The sequence below is a fragment of the Neobacillus piezotolerans genome, from assembly GCF_003362805.1.
Classification (GTDB): domain Bacteria; phylum Bacillota; class Bacilli; order Bacillales; family Cytobacillaceae; genus Bacillus_D; species Bacillus_D piezotolerans.
Window position 1 is genome coordinate 426,845 of sequence record NZ_QNQT01000002.1, and the last position, 16,893, is coordinate 443,737.

General features: G+C 46.5%; 12 protein-coding genes. 6 read left to right on the forward strand and 6 right to left on the reverse strand.

The features are described 5' to 3' along the window. Window positions 1-107: 107 nt before the first annotated feature. The 4 genes from hpf (at window position 108) to DRW41_RS07070 (ending at window position 2,774) form a co-directional block, all read left to right on the forward strand. A complete protein-coding gene (gene hpf, locus DRW41_RS07055; RefSeq protein WP_115451265.1) occupies window positions 108-656 on the forward strand; it encodes a ribosome hibernation-promoting factor, HPF/YfiA family in 549 nt (182 codons plus the stop codon). A 160-nt stretch (window positions 657-816) separates the two neighbouring features. Next, window positions 817-1,680, forward strand: a complete 864-nt coding sequence (locus tag DRW41_RS07060) for a DUF1028 domain-containing protein (protein WP_115451266.1) — start codon at window positions 817-819, stop codon at window positions 1,678-1,680. A gap of 12 nt (window positions 1,681-1,692) precedes the next feature. Further along, the gene (locus tag DRW41_RS07065; protein ID WP_115451267.1) at window positions 1,693-2,247 is read left to right on the forward strand and encodes a chromate transporter; all 555 of its coding nucleotides are present in this window, start codon (window positions 1,693-1,695) and stop codon (window positions 2,245-2,247) included. Further along, window positions 2,244-2,774, forward strand: a complete 531-nt coding sequence (locus tag DRW41_RS07070; protein ID WP_115451268.1) for a chromate transporter — start codon at window positions 2,244-2,246, stop codon at window positions 2,772-2,774. Before DRW41_RS07065 ends, DRW41_RS07070 begins: the two co-directional genes overlap by 4 nt. A gap of 197 nt (window positions 2,775-2,971) precedes the next feature. On the opposite strand, the gene DRW41_RS07075 is transcribed toward DRW41_RS07070, so the two are convergent. The 6 genes from DRW41_RS07075 to DRW41_RS07100 all read right to left on the reverse strand — a co-directional run bounded on the left by DRW41_RS07075 (window position 2,972) and on the right by DRW41_RS07100 (window position 11,725). Further along, entirely contained in the window at window positions 2,972-5,404 is a 2,433-nt protein-coding gene (locus DRW41_RS07075) for a cadherin-like beta sandwich domain-containing protein (protein WP_115451269.1), read from the reverse strand. A gap of 302 nt (window positions 5,405-5,706) precedes the next feature. After that, window positions 5,707-7,272: a cytochrome c3 family protein gene (locus DRW41_RS07080; RefSeq protein WP_115451270.1), complete on the reverse strand. Its 1,566-nt coding sequence runs from the start codon at window positions 7,270-7,272 to the stop codon at window positions 5,707-5,709. Window positions 7,273-7,386: 114 nt separating this feature from the next. Continuing rightward, a complete protein-coding gene (locus DRW41_RS07085; RefSeq protein ID WP_115451271.1) occupies window positions 7,387-8,358 on the reverse strand; it encodes a 6-bladed beta-propeller in 972 nt (323 codons plus the stop codon). A 2-nt stretch (window positions 8,359-8,360) separates the two neighbouring features. Further along, complete coding sequence (locus tag DRW41_RS07090) at window positions 8,361-9,059, reverse strand: tetratricopeptide repeat protein (protein ID WP_181884450.1); 699 nt, start codon at window positions 9,057-9,059, stop codon at window positions 8,361-8,363. Between the two features lie 22 nt (window positions 9,060-9,081). Further along, window positions 9,082-10,272 carry a NapC/NirT family cytochrome c gene (locus DRW41_RS07095; RefSeq protein WP_115451273.1) on the reverse strand — a complete coding sequence of 397 codons (1,191 nt, stop codon included), beginning with the start codon at window positions 10,270-10,272 and terminating at the stop codon, window positions 9,082-9,084. A gap of 82 nt (window positions 10,273-10,354) precedes the next feature. Next, window positions 10,355-11,725: a cytochrome c3 family protein gene (locus tag DRW41_RS07100; RefSeq protein ID WP_115451274.1), complete on the reverse strand. Its 1,371-nt coding sequence runs from the start codon at window positions 11,723-11,725 to the stop codon at window positions 10,355-10,357. 803 nt (window positions 11,726-12,528) lie between these two features. Between DRW41_RS07100 and secA the strand changes: the two genes are divergently transcribed. Next, window positions 12,529-15,036: a preprotein translocase subunit SecA gene (gene secA / locus DRW41_RS07110; RefSeq protein WP_115451276.1), complete on the forward strand. Its 2,508-nt coding sequence runs from the start codon at window positions 12,529-12,531 to the stop codon at window positions 15,034-15,036. A 572-nt stretch (window positions 15,037-15,608) separates the two neighbouring features. Beyond that, a protein-coding gene (prfB, locus tag DRW41_RS07120) for a peptide chain release factor 2 (RefSeq protein WP_115451278.1) occupies window positions 15,609-16,710 on the forward strand; the annotation gives its coding sequence in 2 pieces (ribosomal slippage) (window positions 15,609-15,680 and window positions 15,682-16,710; 1,101 coding nt in all). The last annotated feature ends 183 nt before the right edge of the window (window positions 16,711-16,893 follow it).

Genomic DNA, 16,893 nt, shown 5'->3' on the forward strand with positions numbered 1-16,893 from the left:
TGCTATTGTCAAATATTCGACAAACTTTTTGTTCTGTTTTAGCAGGATTCTCATAGGGTAAAAGAGAATTATATTTACATAGTCTTAACAAAAGGAGGAGTTTCATTATGAATTACAACATTCGTGGTGAAAACATTGAAGTAACTCCAGCAATTCGCGAGTATGTGGAAAAAAAGATTTCCAAACTGGATAGGTACTTTACTGAGACCCCTGATTCAAATGTAAACGTAAATCTAAAAGTTTACCAAGACAAAACTTCCAAAGTGGAAGTGACCATTCCGATGCCGCATCTCGTCCTCCGTGCCGAAGAGAGCCATGAAGATATGTATGCCGCGGTCGACCTGATTACCGATAAATTGGAACGCCAAATCCGTAAGCATAAAACAAAAGTAAACCGTAAATTCCGCGAAAAAGGCGATTTCGCCGCATTGTTCGCGACCGTAAATGGTTCCGATGCCACCGAGTTCGAGGATGAAGACCTTGAGGTAGTCCGTACAAAGCGATTTGAACTAAAGCCAATGGACAGCGAAGAGGCCATCCTTCAGATGAACATGCTTGGCCATAACTTCTACGTTTTCACAAACGCGGAAACAAACCAGACGAACGTCGTCTATAAGCGCCATGACGGCCGCTATGGGTTAATTGAAGCTCATTAATAATAATGATCCGGTTCCCGATTCGGGAGCCGGATTTTTTTATGGAAACGCAACTAGGCCTTGATCCGTGAACTCTTTGTAAATATGTGAAGGATTTTCATTTAGAGTATCGAAATGTAGGGTAATAGATGTACAATACATACGAAGGGGGAGCGATTACATGACCTTTTCCATTGTCGGATTCGATCCAGTCGAAAAAGAATGGGGAATTGCGGTACAATCGAAATTCTTGGGAGTGGGGGCTGTCGTCCCGTGGGCAAAAGCCGGAGTTGGGGCGGTTGCAACCCAGTCCTACGCAAACACAACGTATGGCCCAAAAGCGCTTGAATTAATGGCCGCCGGGAAAACAGCGGAAGAAGCCCTGCACCTTATTCTTGAAGAAGACAAAGAGCAGGAAATGCGCCAGGTTGGCCTGATCGATGCTCATGGCAACGCTGCAACCTTTACAGGCAGTGAATGCTACAAATGGGCAGGAGGTGTCACGGGACCACATTTTGCGGCACAAGGGAACATCCTTGTCGATGAAACAACCGTTTCACAAATGGCCGCGACTTTCATGGATACGAAAGGAACGCTTGCAGAACGCCTTTTGGCGGCGCTTGACGCTGGCCAGGCGGCAGGCGGGGATTCAAGGGGCCAACAGTCCGCGGCTCTTTACGTCGTTAAGGAGCGCGGGGGATACGGCGCTTTCAATGACCGTTACATCGATCTCCGGGTCGACGACCATCCAGAGCCAATCAAGGAACTAATTCGTATCTACGGCCTCCAGCAGCTTTATTTCGCCCCTTCCAAGCAGGAGCGAATCGTACCGATAACGGGCGACGTTGAAACCGAACTTGTCCAGCATCTGGGGCGCCTTGGTTATTTTAAAACAAACATAGCTGGAAAAAATGAAACACTTAAAGCACTGACAGACTATTTGCACACTGAGAACTTTGAAATGCGGGAACAGGAGGAAGGCTACATCGACCTCGATGTTCTTGAATACATGAAAACACAGGAACCGTCCACACAACAGAAATGAGATGAACATTGAATGAAACAAGCTGATTTATTCATGGCCTTTTTCCGGGTTGGCATGCTCGGATACGGCGGGGGACCCTCATCCATTCCCCTCGTCCAAAAAGAAGTCGTGGGCCGCTACAAATGGATGGACAGCGAGGAATTCGGAGATGTCCTCGCCCTCGCCAACGCGCTTCCAGGGCCAATCGCTACAAAACTCGCTGGCTATATCGGTTACCGGGTTGCGGGTTATACAGGGATGCTGAATGCCGTCCTGGCAACCATCGTCCCAACCATCATTTTAATGATCCTGCTCCTTACCGGGCTAAATGCTTTCAAGGACCAGCCATGGGTCCAGGGGGCGGCAAGCGCGGTCGTACCGGTCGTTGCCGTCATGCTCTTGACGATGACCTGGGATTTTATTAAAAAATCACTTGGATCGAGCCTTGGAACCGTATGGACGATTATCTTGCTGGTAGGAAGCTTTGTCCTTCTGGAAGCACTTGGTGTCCATCCGGCGATTATCATTTTTGCTCTTCTTCTTGGTGCTTTGCTGAAAAAGGACAAGAAGGAGGGAGGCACACCATGATTTATCTGCAAATATTTTGGGCATTTTTTCTCCCTGGAATTCTTGGATACGGCGGAGGTCCGTCGACCATTCCCTTGATTGAAGCGGAGGTTGTCGACCGTTATGGCTGGATGACCACCAGCGAGTTTTCCGAAGTACTTGCCATGGGGAACGCGCTTCCGGGACCGATTGCAACAAAAATGGCCGGGTACATAGGTTATGAAATGGGGGGCACACTAGGCGCGGCGATTGGCGTTTTCGCCAGCGTGGCTCCGTCGCTCGTGCTCATGATAGGGCTTCTCGGCCTGCTCATGAAACATAAGGAATCACCAAAGGTAAAACGCATGACCATGATTGTCAGGCCGGTCATCGCCGCTTTGCTTGCCGTCATGGCATATGACTTTTTTATTGAATCCTACCAGGGGCCTGGCCTGCTGCAAACTTTGTTCCTAGCTGCGGCCAGCCTACTCCTGATGGAAAAAATGAATGTCCATCCGGCGTATGTTATTGCCGGCAGCCTTCTGTATGGGGCGATATTTCTAGGATGAATAGGAGAAACCGAAAGGGGGTCCTTTCGGTTTTTTGGTGTGTTTGTTTTGTGCGTGAAAGAATCGCCTCACTTTTAAGATATCCATTTTCAAAAGATGTCGTTATGTATGGGAAAGAGGACTAATGCGGCAAGTTTCAGCAAATATTTCCCGGGAAAAGGATAAAAGCAACCCGAAATTTGTCGGGTTGCTTTTAATTATGTTTTGGGAGCAGCGCGTTTGACAGTTATTGTATAAGAAGTTTCTTTTCCGTCAGCTGATTTTACTGTTACTGTGAAATTGTTTAACCCGACATTTAATGCCTTGGTACCAGTCCCGCTGACAGTATTATTGGAATCATTGGTTTCGCCAATGATAGTAATGCTTGAAACTGTATTTTCCACCTTTACCGTATAGTTTAGGCTGTAAGGGGAAAATTTCGGACTTAGAGCCTGATTGCCGACATCAAGCTTACTTAAGATTGGCATTGCCTTCCTAGGTGCGTGTGCGGCATTCATGGCTTTTTCTTTTGCATCATTACCTATTCCGTGGCATTTGGAACACGGGTTATCTTTGTTTGATTCTGATTCCAAATGGCCGTCTGACTTTTCTGGATCAGGTGTTTTTACTGAAACTCCATAAATGGCTGTAGCACCATTATGGCATTTGAGGCAGAAGCTTCTCTCTGCTGCCGGAGTCCATTCGCCAGTTTCAACAGCAAATGGCTGCTTATTTTCGTGTCCAATTGTTGTTTTTAGTTGCTTAATATTTGAAGAACCGTGTGTATCATGACAGTCCCCGCAAGGTATCTGGCCAGCTAACGGGCTTCCATCCAGTGCTTTAATTGTATGTCCGGAAAAAACAAGCTCAGCGGGAGAAATATCCCTTTTAATGAAGGAGGAATCCCCATTAATTTCTTCATAATCATTCTTAACCTGTTTTGTTAAATTGCTATAATACTGGGCAATGTCTGCAGCTTTGGCGGTTTTATCATTTATTTTTTGATAATCGGGGTTATGGCAGCGTAAACAGAGTCCATAATCTTCATAAATCCCAATGGCCGTATTTGCATTCTTATATTCAAATATATTGTATTCTACCCTTGGGTCTCCAAGTTTATTAGCAGTTTCGGTTTCATGGCATGTTTCGCAAAGCTGGGCTTTACTGCTAATTTCACCCGAAGGTTTTCCTGGTTTGGGGAGCGTATCATCATGTGTATAAGTAAAATGGCCCTGGGTTAGGTTTGGATTGGCAGTCGACCACTCGGAATGTGGATTATGGCAGCTGGAACAGGAACTTCCCGTTAATGTTCCGTCCATACTGATTCCAGCATTGTGCGAATGGGTACTTTTATTATTTTCCGGAAGCGGAGCAACCGTACCATCGTGGCAAGCCATACAATATTGGTCAACTGTTAATTCTCCATTGCCGTTTTCGCTGTTTTTCTTTTGGTCTAAAAGCTTTGGGTTGCTGGCAGCGTGGGTGCTATGGCAATTCGCGCAAGTATTGAAGTTGCTTGAATAAATTCCATGTGGGCTTTCACGATGCATCGTTTTATTGTTATAAGCAATCTCGTAAACTTTTTTGTTCTCCTCCACAGAAGGAATGCTTTCCGTTGTGAAGGACCAAAACCTCGGAAAAGCCTGATTCCCGGCAGCATCCAGCACGCCGGATGGATTAATTGCCACAAGATATTTTGTGCTTCTTTCTAAAGGCTGGGTAAGTTCGAATATTACTTCTTTTGTCGCTTCGGTGTATCCAACGTAACGAATAGGCTCTGGTTCTACGGCCCCGTCTTTAATCAAAGTGAGGCTATTCTTCAGTTCATTTTCGGTTATTTTATTAGCATCCAAAATCCTGAATTTTAGTAGTGTAGTATCTATATCAATGGCAACTTGTGACATCCCAGGTTTAGGCTCGAGGCTGCTTGGTAAAATAATTGGCCTTAGCGTGTCTAAAATAAAGCTAATGTTGGCAGGATTCCCGACGTTCCCTGCCAGGTCCGTTGCCTTGGCAAAAACAGTATGTTCTCCTTGTTTCAATTGAAGATCCTCATAAACGAAATTACCAGGACTGTCCGGGGTTTCCCGAACGGCAATCCAACTGCTTTCCAATTCTTCGCCTGTTTTCTCTGTACAGTCAAAACAGATTTGCACTTTTGAACCTGGTTCGGTCGCCATTTCTATAGCGGGACTATTGGAAAACGATCCTTCTGTTTTATTTAAAAAAGAAATCGTGGGGAGAACTGTATCACTTGTAATAGTAAATGGAACTCCCGGTGCCTTAAATCCTCCCGAGTCCGATGCCTGCACATATAATTGATTAGCCCCTTCAATTAATGTGACTGACACGCTCCAGTCATTGTCCGTATCTGGCACTTCAGTTGATCCGATGAGTTCTTCCCCTCTGTAGATGCTTACAGAAACAACGGATGTAAAGTTCTGGACGGTTCCCGAAATGGTGATAGTGGATTTGTTCGTAACAGTTCCGGGTCCTGGAATAGAAATCGTCACGACAGGATCCGCACCTGTTAAGGCTGCCGCTTTTTGAATTGGCTGGCCGGGAAATTGCGTAGGTGAAAGTAAATACATATATAAAACAATAATTGTTAAGAGGTTAAAGGTTCTTTTATACAGGAGTCTTCTTTCCATTAGCTCCGCCTCGTTTCTCCTGATGATGCAAAATCCGATCGTGTCTATACTAACATTATAATCCCATTGTGAAGGCGGCACTAGTGAATGCAGCTATAATTCAACGAATATTCATATATGGATTGTAAATATGTAGCTTTTCAGTATGGCGGTTTATAATATCTCTTTTAGAGTTGTACTCAATAAGGCTTGGACGCTATTACACCAGAAAAATAAGATGCTATGCATAAGCATAGCACCTCATTATTCAAACCTTTTGCTAGAGGCTAACCACTAGTGGGGCTAGTGGTTAGATTAGCTTATTAATAGCCTGTTGGCATACCATTTGGATGGTCGTCACGGCGCTCAGTGTTTTTGATTGTTTCAGCATGGGAGCTGTTGTGGCAAGCCCAGCAAACTGACATGTTAGTGAACTTCTTAAGAGCGGAAGAAGCATTGTTGTCTTGCATGTAAGATAAAGCTGCCGCTTTTTGTTCGTCAGGAGTTCCTGTATCAAATCCAGGAGTTCCTACTAAGTCATTAATTGTACGACCAAGAGAATCTTTCATGATGTAAGCATCAGTACCGTGGCCATAGTGGCAGCGTACGCAAGTGTAGCTGTCGCTGTTGGTGCTGTGGCGGTAAGCAGAATATTCATTTCCGAAGTGGGAACTTGGCGTTTCACCTTTAGAAACATCTACCGACTTTCCAAAGTAGTCAGTGTGGCAAGCTGAACAGAACTTGGACATTGCAACACCGATTCCTGTAACTTTTCCATCGGTCGCTACTGTATAGCCAAGGTCTTTCAATTTTTGTTCAGAAATACCCATTTTAGTTACAGTAGAACCGCCGAAATACGCAGCTTGATTAACCGTATGTGTTGCTTCGTCTTTTTCCATTTTAACAACTATCGGACGGGCTAAGAAACCTTTCGTTGCTTTACCTAGTGCAGTGGCACCAGCAGCATCTGTAGAATATGCTTGTGCATGTTCATAATCGAAATAAACACCTTTAGTAGAACCATAAGCAGCTACAGTAGTATCATTTTCCATTAAACGGGACCAGTAAGTCTTGCCGTCTGAACGGTTGTCATATCCATACAGCCATGGAGCTTCGGATTTTGTATAGCCGGAAGTTCCTTTGTTGTATTGAGCAACTATTACTTTGCCATCTGCATCTGTAGAGCGGAGCAATACAACAGGTTCGGTTTTTCCTGCTAGAGCTTCATCAACAGTTTTCCCTGTTGCTTGATCGTAAACAGGAACGTTTTCCAATTGGTTACCGCCCTGGGAAGCAGGCATGGACGCAATTCCGTTTGGATTGTACTGAAGCAAGCGGTCAGAGTAAGATCCGTGCGGCGCGTGGCAGCTTGCACAGTTGAAGTTTTCGCCCCATGCAGTGCCTTTAATCTTTGAACCTTCTAGTTTGTTACCGCCAGGAGCAGCACTGATTTTTATAGTGTCGTTTGCCATGTGCTGGGAAGCTCCATGAGATCCCCCGAATGTACCGGCACCAGTCATTTTGGCAGTTTCGCCGCTTGCAAAAACGTTGGCAAATCCTAATGTGCCATCATGGCAGGCAGTACAAGTGTTGTAAACAGTGTCTGAGAAGAGCAATTGGTCACCTTTCGCTGTGTGTGTCTGATGGCAGCTGGCGCAAGAGTTTGTGTTGTTTTGATAAGCAGTGTGCATTTTTTGGCCAGTTAGTGCCTTTATGACAGTACCAGCAGTTGAACCGTCGTTTACGTCAACGCCTTCACCGGTCTTGTTCGCATTTTCAATGGATGTCCCTTTTGTTCCTGGTGTCATTGGGCCTTCTGCTGATGCAGCGGCTGCAAAAACCCCAAGAAGCATAATCGCGAACAAGAAGCTTAAACTAAACTTCTTCATCCTTAAAAACCTCCCTGTTAATCTCTTTTTTATATAGTTTGAAAAACTGCATTCTTTCTTTTTTCCATATCACCTCCTTAAAATGTGAAGGATAGTGGTTCTGTGGAAGTCTATTTAATTGAAAGCTTGAACCCGGATATTTAGTGTATCGGTGATTAAAACGTTGTCGTTTTTATCGATGAACAAGCCATTAGGGAGTGAGAACTGGCCGTTATCTTCACCCATTCCGCCAAATTGGAAGACTTTTTTGCCTTCCTTGTCAAAACCGTAAACAAGGTGGGTCAGGTTGCTGACGACATACATGATGCCGCGGCTGTCGATTCCGATTCCTCGTGGGTTGACAAAAACTGATTGGCCTTTTCCGTTTTCTGACCCGTTAATGATTTTTAGGAACTTGCCTTTTGAATCGAATATCTGTACACGCTGGTTGCCGGTATCGACGACATAAACATTGCCTTCTTCATCGGCGGTGATGCCATTCGGTGCGTTTAGTTCACCGTCTCCGGTACCCGGCTTGCCGACTTCAAGGAGCAGTTTGCCGTTCAAGTCAAAAACATAGGCTTTACTTGTTTTAATATCGGTCATATAAACTTTCTTACCGATGATCCTTAATGCGGCAGGGGCTGAAATGCCTTTATCCGCCATAACTTTTTGTGCGAAGTAGTCAATAAACTTGCCCTTTTCATCAAAAACCGAGATGTTGCCGTTATACAAATCTGCTACAAACACTTTGCCTTGGTCATCCGTTGAAATTCCATACGGGAATTTAAATTGTCCCTTTCCGGTTCCTTCCTCCCCGAAAGCGAAGAGGAGGTTGCCGCCTGTGTCGAATGCGAGGACGCGTTTATTGTTCGTATCGGAAACATAGGTGAACGAACTGTTTGCTGTTACGTCCATCGGTTTACTCAAGGGCTTGTTAAAGTCACCGGTAAGCGAAATGCTGTAGTCCGGTGCGTCGTCAGGCTTAATGACCGCTAACAATCCTGTTTTGACATCTTTTGTCTGGTAAAGAAAAAGGAAAGTAAATACTGCTGCCGTGGCAATAGCAATGAGCGCCATTCCGATATATACATTCCGTCTTTTCATGGTTACTCACCCTTAGCCTTTGTGTCTTTATCTTTAAGTCTATCTAGTGCATTCAAGGCATCCTTGTACAATGGGTCAAAGGAAAGTGCGTCCTTGTAGATGGCTATGGCGTTTTCAAAATCGCCTTGCGCCTCCGCGACCATGCCGATCTGATAGATGATATCCGAATTGGTCGGAGCCAGCTTGTTGGCCTGTTCAAGTGATTTCGTCGCCTTGTCGTATTCCTTTAATCCGCGGTAGGCGATACCCATTTGAACGTGTCCTTTAAAGTCCCTTGGCGCTATTTTTACCGCCTTCTCAAGTTCAATCAGCGCTTCGCTGTATCGTTCTTCATCGATGAATACCAATCCTAGATTGTAATGGGCGTCATAATAATTTTTGTCCTGCTCCAATACATAATCGAACTGTCTAATCGCTTCATCATGATCACCTTTTAAATAATAGGTATAGCCAAGGACGATGCGGTTTTGCAGGTTTGATGGATCTTTTCTTACTTCTTCTTTGTAATAAGCCAGCTGCTCATTTACTCTCTTCATATCAATGTCATTCCAGAAATAAAAGTGGCCGAGAGCATAGCCTGTTCCTACGGAAATGGCCAATGTGAGGAATAGGAGCATGAATGCTGTTCTTTTCTTGAATTTCTTGGGAAGTTTCTTGGTCTTTATTACCTCAACTTCCTGAGGTGCTTTTTCTGTTTCCATCATAAAATCCCCTCTCGGAATTCTACTTCTTTTTGTTATTTGTCCGGTGGCATTTTGAACATGTCGTTTCAACATGGCATTTTAAACACGTTTTATCGAATTTCTGATTTACTGGAACATCGAAAGGGTGCCTGCGTCTCCAGGTATCCCCATGCTGGCTTGGGTGGCAGGAAGCGCATTGTACCTTTGTGACCGGTGAGGAACTTGTGATCCGGTTATCGTGGCATGTAAAACATTTTTGGTTATCTTTTGATAAAGTTCCGTGTTTGGTCATAAAAGCATCAATTTTATGGCTTTTTGGCCTTTGGCCATGGCAATCCTTGCAGAAGGTATTCGTTTTTGCGTATTGCTTTACTGAAACCTTGGCCGTATCTGTATCTGAATTTGTATGTCCATTCTTTATAAATTGGGCATATTTTGGCTCTTCTTTAAAAAAGTCATAGTCTTCCTTGGACATGTAGGAGTGGCACTGCTCGCATGTCTTTAAATCGGCAGGCTCGATTTTGCCGTGTCCGCCGGATTTGAAAGTTGTTGTTTTATGAGTGTCGGGGACCATGGAAGTCTCATGGCATGCTTTGCATTCTAGGGTCACTTTCCGGGCTTCATGGCACTCCATGCATGTATCCATCTTCGGGCTGCTGTATTTCCTGTCACTCATGAATATAACGCCGAGCCGGTCATCCCATTTTTCATAATCACTCTTATAGGTTACTTTTCGCTCGGCTATTTTTCCGTGCGCCACGCCGCTGTGGCACTGGACGCATTCTATGCCTTCTTTTTTATGCTTATCATGCGGAATGATGATGTCACCGGAAGGGGATACCTCTCGGTTGAATACATTGTGACATCTTTCACATGATGTATCTGGAATCAGACTTGGCATTTTAATCGGTGCGAGATAAGTGTTTGTCTGTTTCTTGAAAAGCTGGACGAGTCCGTTGCCTTTTGCTTTTGCTAAATTCTCGACCCCAGGTTCGATATGGCAGTTTACGCAATCCACTTCACCGTGGGAAGAAGCCTTCCAGGTGTAGTACTCCGGCTTCATTTCATGGCAGGATGAGCAGAATTCGGAGCTTGATGATGTTTCGAGCCCTACAAATCCAATTGTGAAAAAGAGGACGAGAAACAGCAGGGTTAATGTTGCGATTTTGAAAAACATATTGCGAAAACGGGGAGGGGCCGGGAGTTCCTGGTCGATTTTTTCTTCTTCCATAAGACTGTCCCTCCAGTTTCAGTTTTACGGTTTATGTGAGCGGCCCTGTAAGCTTTGATCCAGGGCCGCTGTCCTAAAAAGGTTATACGCCTTTTTCGCTCTTGAAGCCGGTTCTATGGCAGTATTTGCAGTAAACGTCTGTTGGCGCGGTTGATTTTGTTCCTTCCGCCGGCTTTTCCTTGTCGTGGCACACATAGCAGCGGGCTTTTGCATCCTTAGTTTCCGCTTTCGAGGCGTGGGCTGTCAGCCATTTATCGCTGTCAAGGTGGCCTGGCGGTCGGTTTCCATGGCAGGCGGAGCAGAAGGCGCTGTCACGGGATTTATCTTTCACGACGGTGATATCTGGTACGTATTTTTCTTTAACGCCGTCATCCTTGATTAACTCCAGGATGTCCTGTTTGGCGATGTCGCGAATCCATTTGGAATCCTGGTGGCAATTGATGCATTCGTTGAGTTCTTTAAATGCAGTGCCGCCGTGGCTTTCGTTCCATTTCACTTTTTCGTGGCTCTTCGGTATGGCGACTTCTTTATGGCAGGTGAAGCAATCCATTGAAATTTTTGCGCCATCCTTTTGTTTGCCGATTGCCTGGAGGATGATCTCCTGGGTCTTCTTGGTAGTTTCGTGGCTGCCCTGTACTCCGGTTACATCCGCTTCGTGGGGCTCGGCGGTTGCGGTCTCGGCTCCATCGCCTTTGCCTTTTTCAGCTCCGTGAGTGCTCACCGGTAGGCTGTAGGCGATGTCTTTCCAAGGCTTCTGGCCTTTGTTCACCTTGTCATGGCAATCGATGCACGTTCCCATATTCGGGTTCGTGTATTCTTTTTTCATCAATTTTTTAATGTTTTGTTCTGTCCAGTGGTCGTATGTTTCAGATCCGTTGATTCCGCGGTCGACTACCTTCGCGTGCGCAACACCCGCGTGGCAGGTAATACAAGGAATGTCTTCTTTAATGTGCTTTTTGTGGTTAACCTTCAAGTCGCCTGTCGCGGTGACGAGGCGGTTATCCGAGTGGCACTGTCCGCAGTTTACTTTCATGACCGGAACGGTCTGGACGATTGGGTCTGGCGGACCGACGATGTGGTAGTAAACTTCCTTCATCGATTCAATTTTATGGAGAACCATGTTTTTCGCGCCCGGCTCGATGTGGCACTGGGTACATTTGATTTCGCTGTGGGCGCTTGCTTTGAATGTCTGGTACTCCGGCGCCATCTCGTGGCAGCTTTTACAAAATGACGGAGAAGATGTAAAAGCAATGGCCCCGTAAGCCGTCCCGCTCATCGCGATCAGCCCGAACAGGAGAACGAAGCCGAGCTTCCAGCGGTTAACCGGGTTCTTCCAATCTATATTTCTAAATTTGCGCCATAATCTGCGTATAAGGCCGACTTTCTTTTTCCCTTCCCTTGTCTCTGTCTCAGGGCTAGTCTCTGTCTGTTTGGATTTTCTCCAAAAGGCCACGCTGTTTCACCCTTTCTGTTTATCTGTTTGATTTTCTATCTACTTTTATTTCCATATTAACCTCTCTAAAGGTAGTATCTAACAGCGCGAAGTGATTTTCCAATGTACAATTTGTGAATAAACTTACGAAATTTGCCTCCCCTTTTTTAAAATAGAAATTCTTCACAAAAAGTTGGTGTGGCAAGCGTCGGGTTAATAATGTAGAGGTAGTGAAAAGCTTGGAAAAAATTTATATTTATACATAATTTTTAATAAAAATCATATTTTTTCACGTTTCCTGCCCGTTTTTATGCATAAAGAAAAATCCTTGATCATTATCAATGGCCAATACTTATCAATGACGCGACTTGTGTTTTTATTATGGGGAAGATGTGAAGAAGTTGTGAAGATTTTATTCTTTTGGGAAAATTGGCCCACAAACAAGGTGAGGGAATGGAGTTTTAAAGGGAGAATTTTTAAGGACGAAGTAAACGTTTCGGAGGCAGAAGCGGACAAACCCTTTGCCAAACAGTTTGGAAGTCCAAGCTTTCAAAATTCGGGATTCAAAATAAGAAAACGAACCCTTTTCCTGCTATCGTTCAGTCCATTTGCCTAGCGTAAAAACTTTGTGGAAACATTATTAAAAATTTGTATGATTCCCATATCCCAAGCCTTTATCCGAAAGGGCATTTGTTGTCACTGCATAGCGGAAGTGGTAAGATGGTAACAGAAATTGGCGAATTATTTTTAGAGGAATTTTGCAATCGAAAGAGAATCCTTTCTCCTTATGGGATTCGAATGCTGAATGAAGAAGGAGAGTCACGATGGGAATTTTAAATAAATTGTTTGATATGAATAAACGCGAGGTCAAAAAGCTGACTCGGATGGCCAGCCAAATTGAGGCGCTGGCAGATGAGACCGAAAAGCTTACAGACGACGAGCTTCGCGAAAAAACTGATGAATTCAAGCAGCGCTACCAAAATGGCGAATCGCTAGACGACCTGCTGACCGAAGCGTTCGCGGTTGTCCGTGAAGGCGCGCGCCGTGTTTTGGGCCTGTATCCATATCCAGTCCAGCTGATGGGCGGTATTTCCCTTCATGAAGGGAATATTTCCGAAATGAAAACCGGGGAAGGTAAAACGCTGACCGCGACAATGCCGGTTTATTTAAACGCGCTGTCCGGCAAAGGCGTCCATGTCGTTACTGTCAACGAATACCTGGCCAGCCGTGACGCCACGGAAATGGGCCAGCTGTACAACTTCCTTGGGCTTTCCGTCGGCCTCAACCTGAATAGCATGACGAAGGAAGAAAAACAGGAAGCATACGCCGCGGATATCACTTATGGTACGAACAATGAATTCGGCTTCGATTATCTCCGCGACAACATGGTGTTATATAAGGAACAAAAAGTTCAGCGCCCGCTTTATTACGCGGTCATTGACGAGGTTGACTCCATCCTGATCGACGAAGCGAGGACGCCGCTGATCATTTCCGGCACCGCCCAGAAATCGACTTCGCTCTACATGCAGGCGAATGCGTTTGTCCGGACACTGACAAGGGATCAGGATTATACGTACGATGAGAAGACGAAGGGCGTCATGCTGACAGAACAGGGGATTTCAAAAGCCGAGCGCGCTTTTGGCATCGAAAACCTGTTTGATATCAACCATGTAACCTTGAACCACCACATCAACCAGGCGCTGAAGGCGAATGTGTCGATGCACCTGGATATTGATTACGTCGTCCAGGACGGCGAAATTGTCATCGTTGACCAGTTCACCGGACGCCTCATGAAAGGCCGCCGCTATTCGGAAGGATTGCACCAGGCAATCGAGGCGAAGGAAGGGCTAGAAGTCCAGAACGAAAGCATGACGCTTGCGACAATCACCTTCCAGAACTATTTCCGGATGTACGAGAAGCTTGCCGGTATGACGGGTACAGCGAAAACCGAGGAAGAAGAATTCCGGAACATATATAATATGAACGTTGTTGTCATCCCAACGAACCGTCCGATTATTCGTGACGACCGCCCGGATTTGATTTATGCGACAATGGACGGTAAGTTCCGCGCTGTCGTCGAGGACATCGCCGAGCGCCATCAAAAAGGCCAGCCAGTCCTCGTCGGTACGGTTGCAATCGAAACGTCCGAGTTGATTTCAAAATACCTTCAGAAAAAAGGCATACCGCATAACGTACTGAATGCGAAAAACCATGGCCGTGAAGCGGAAATTATTGAGGATGCGGGCCAAGCAGGCGCCGTGACCATCGCGACGAACATGGCCGGGCGCGGTACCGATATCAAACTTGGCGAAGGCGTCGTCGATCTTGGCGGGCTTGCCGTCATCGGTACGGAACGCCATGAATCCCGCCGGATTGACAACCAGCTGCGTGGACGTTCCGGACGTCAGGGAGACCCGGGGGTAACCCAGTTCTACCTTTCCATGGAAGATGAACTGATGCGCCGCTTCGGTTCCGATAATATGAAGAACATGATGGCCCGCCTTGGAATGGATGATTCCCAGCCGATCCAGAGCAAAATGGTGTCGCGTGCTGTTGAATCCGCCCAGAAGCGCGTCGAAGGCAATAACTTCGATGCCCGTAAGCAGCTCCTCCAGTATGATGATGTTTTGCGCCAGCAGCGTGAAATCATTTATGGACAGCGAAACGAAGTGCTTGAGGCGGAAGACCTGCGCGAAATCGTCGAGAATATGATTAAAGGGAGCATCGACCGGGCAATCGCCGCCCATGCCCCTGGCAGCGGGGACGAAGAGGAATGGAACGTCCAGGGCATCGCCGACTTTACAGCGGCGAACCTTCTCCATGAAGGCGACATTACGGTTGCCGATTTGAAGGACAAGGATCCGGACGAAATGGCCGATATTATTTTTGCCAAAGTCAAGGAGCGCTACGACGAGAAGGAAGAAATCCTTTCACCGGAGCAAATGCGCGAGTTCGAAAAAGTTATCGTCCTCCGCGCCGTCGACTCGAAGTGGATGGACCACATCGATGCGATGGATCAGCTTCGCCAGGGTATCCACCTTCGCGCGTATGCACAGACCGATCCGCTCCGCGAGTACCAGCATGAAGGATTCGCGATGTTCGAGAACATGATTCTCTCCATTGAGGAAGAGGTTGCCCGCTACATCATGAAGGCTGAAATCCGCAGCAACCTGCAGCGCCAGGAAGTTGCCAAGGGCCACGCGGTCAATCCTAAGGAAGACGGGGAAAAAATCAAGAAGAAACCTGTTCTTAAAAAGACGAACATTGGACGCAATGACCCATGCCACTGCGGCAGCGGCAAAAAGTTCAAAAACTGCCACGGTGCAATGTAATAGTGTAATTGATGGGAGCCGGCTGTTGCCGGCTCTCTTGTTTATTAGGTTTACATTTATTTAAGGGCTGGCAAAGTGGATTTTGGAATCCCAGCTATTGATGCCAGCAGTAAACCAGTTTTTTGGCGCTGCCTGATGTTTGGACACGGAACTTCATTCCCGGGATATACGTGTCCAAAGATGCCTGATGTTTGGACACGGACCTGCGTTTCCAGGGGATAAGTGTCCAAAGCTGCCTGATGTTTGGACACGGAACTTCATTCCCGGGATATACGTGTCCAAAGATGCCTGATGTTTGGACACGGAACTGCATTTCCGGGATGTACGTGTCCAAAGATGCCCGATGTTTGGACACAGAACTGCATTTCCAGGAGATTTGTGTCCAAAGGTGCCTTATGTTACGGACCCAACCCTATGCTTCCGGGAACTTTTTATCGGAAGTTATCCTGTTTTTTGCCTGCGTAGCTGTGCTTCGGCGGCTTTTAATTTTAACAGGAGCTTTGGCATTCGGGGCTTGAGGGTATATACTAGTTAGTGACTATTCTAATGGAAAGATTTTTGAGGTGATTGATATGGAATTTGCGGATATCAGGAATGAATTGGAGAAAACAGCTAAGCGATTAGCGGGCTTCAGGGGGTCTCTTTGACCTGGAGGAAAAGGAGGCGCGGATAGCGCAGCTTGATAATGAGATGGTGCATCCGGATTTCTGGAATGACCAGAATGCCGCGCAGACCGTAATTAATGAGGCGAATGCGCTGAAGGACCAGGTGCATGCGTTCCTTGAGATGAATGAGAAGTACGAGGACCTGGAAGTGACGTTCGAGCTTCTGAAGGAGGAGCCGGATGAGGACTTGCAGGCGGAGCTGGAAGAGGAGCTTGTGGCGCTGACATCCAGGCTTGACGAGTATGAGCTTGAGATGCTGTTGAGCGAGCCTTATGATAAAAACAATGCGATTTTGGAGCTGCATCCGGGTGCTGGCGGTACGGAATCCCAGGATTGGGGTTCGATGCTCCTCAGGATGTACACCCGCTGGGCGGAAAAACGCGGCTATAAGGTAGAGACGCTTGATTACCTTCCTGGCGATGAAGCCGGAATCAAGAGTGTCACGCTGGGGATTAAAGGGCACAATGCGTATGGGTATTTGAAGGCGGAGAAGGGCGTCCATCGCCTCGTGCGGATTTCGCCATTCGATTCGTCGGGGCGCCGCCATACGTCCTTTGTTTCATGCGAGGTTATGCCGGAATTCAACGATGAGGTTGAAATCGACATTCGGACCGAGGATTTGAAAGTCGATACGTACCGGTCAAGCGGAGCGGGCGGGCAGCACATCAATACGACCGACTCTGCGGTGCGGATTACGCACATCCCGACCGGGGTCGTCGTGACATGCCAAACCGAGCGGTCGCAGATCAAGAACCGCGAGCGGGCGATGAATATGCTGAAAGCGAAGCTGTATCAGCGGCAGATTGAGGAAAAGGAAAAGCAGCTTGCGGAGATCCGTGGTGAGCAGAAGGAAATCGGCTGGGGAAGCCAGATCCGTTCGTACGTGTTCCATCCGTATTCAATGGTGAAGGACCATCGGACGGGTACTGAATCCGGGAATGTGCAGGCTGTGATGGATGGGGAACTTGATCCATTTATCGATTCTTATTTGAGGTCGAAGCTGTCGTAAGTTTTGTATTTGTGAAAATTAAAGCCTTTGCTGGCCATATCGCCGGCAAAGGCTTGTTTTGTTTTTGGATTTCATTTGCCGACGTGGAGTAGTCGGAGAGGTTAAAGCTGCATGCGTTTTTTTATTGTGGAGATTTCGGTTTCGTGGATGCCTGATTTGGCGCTGAGATGGGCAATATCAAAC

Bases quoted from the DNA above. Each gene is read 5' to 3' on its own strand.
- hpf (WP_115451265.1), top strand. From the start codon at position 108: ATGAATTACAACATTCGTGGTGAAAACATTGAAGTAACTCCAGCAATT.
- secA (WP_115451276.1), top strand. From the start codon at position 12,529: ATGGGAATTTTAAATAAATTGTTTGATATGAATAAACGCGAGGTCAAA.
- DRW41_RS07065 (WP_115451267.1), top strand. From the start codon at position 1,693: ATGAAACAAGCTGATTTATTCATGGCCTTTTTCCGGGTTGGCATGCTC.
- DRW41_RS07075 (WP_115451269.1), bottom strand. From the start codon at position 5,404: ATGGAAAGAAGACTCCTGTATAAAAGAACCTTTAACCTCTTAACAATT.
- DRW41_RS07070 (WP_115451268.1), top strand. From the start codon at position 2,244: ATGATTTATCTGCAAATATTTTGGGCATTTTTTCTCCCTGGAATTCTT.
- DRW41_RS07060 (WP_115451266.1), top strand. From the start codon at position 817: ATGACCTTTTCCATTGTCGGATTCGATCCAGTCGAAAAAGAATGGGGA.
- DRW41_RS07095 (WP_115451273.1), bottom strand. From the start codon at position 10,272: ATGGAAGAAGAAAAAATCGACCAGGAACTCCCGGCCCCTCCCCGTTTT.
- DRW41_RS07090 (WP_181884450.1), bottom strand. From the start codon at position 9,059: ATGGAAACAGAAAAAGCACCTCAGGAAGTTGAGGTAATAAAGACCAAG.
- DRW41_RS07085 (WP_115451271.1), bottom strand. From the start codon at position 8,358: ATGAAAAGACGGAATGTATATATCGGAATGGCGCTCATTGCTATTGCC.
- DRW41_RS07080 (WP_115451270.1), bottom strand. From the start codon at position 7,272: ATGAAGAAGTTTAGTTTAAGCTTCTTGTTCGCGATTATGCTTCTTGGG.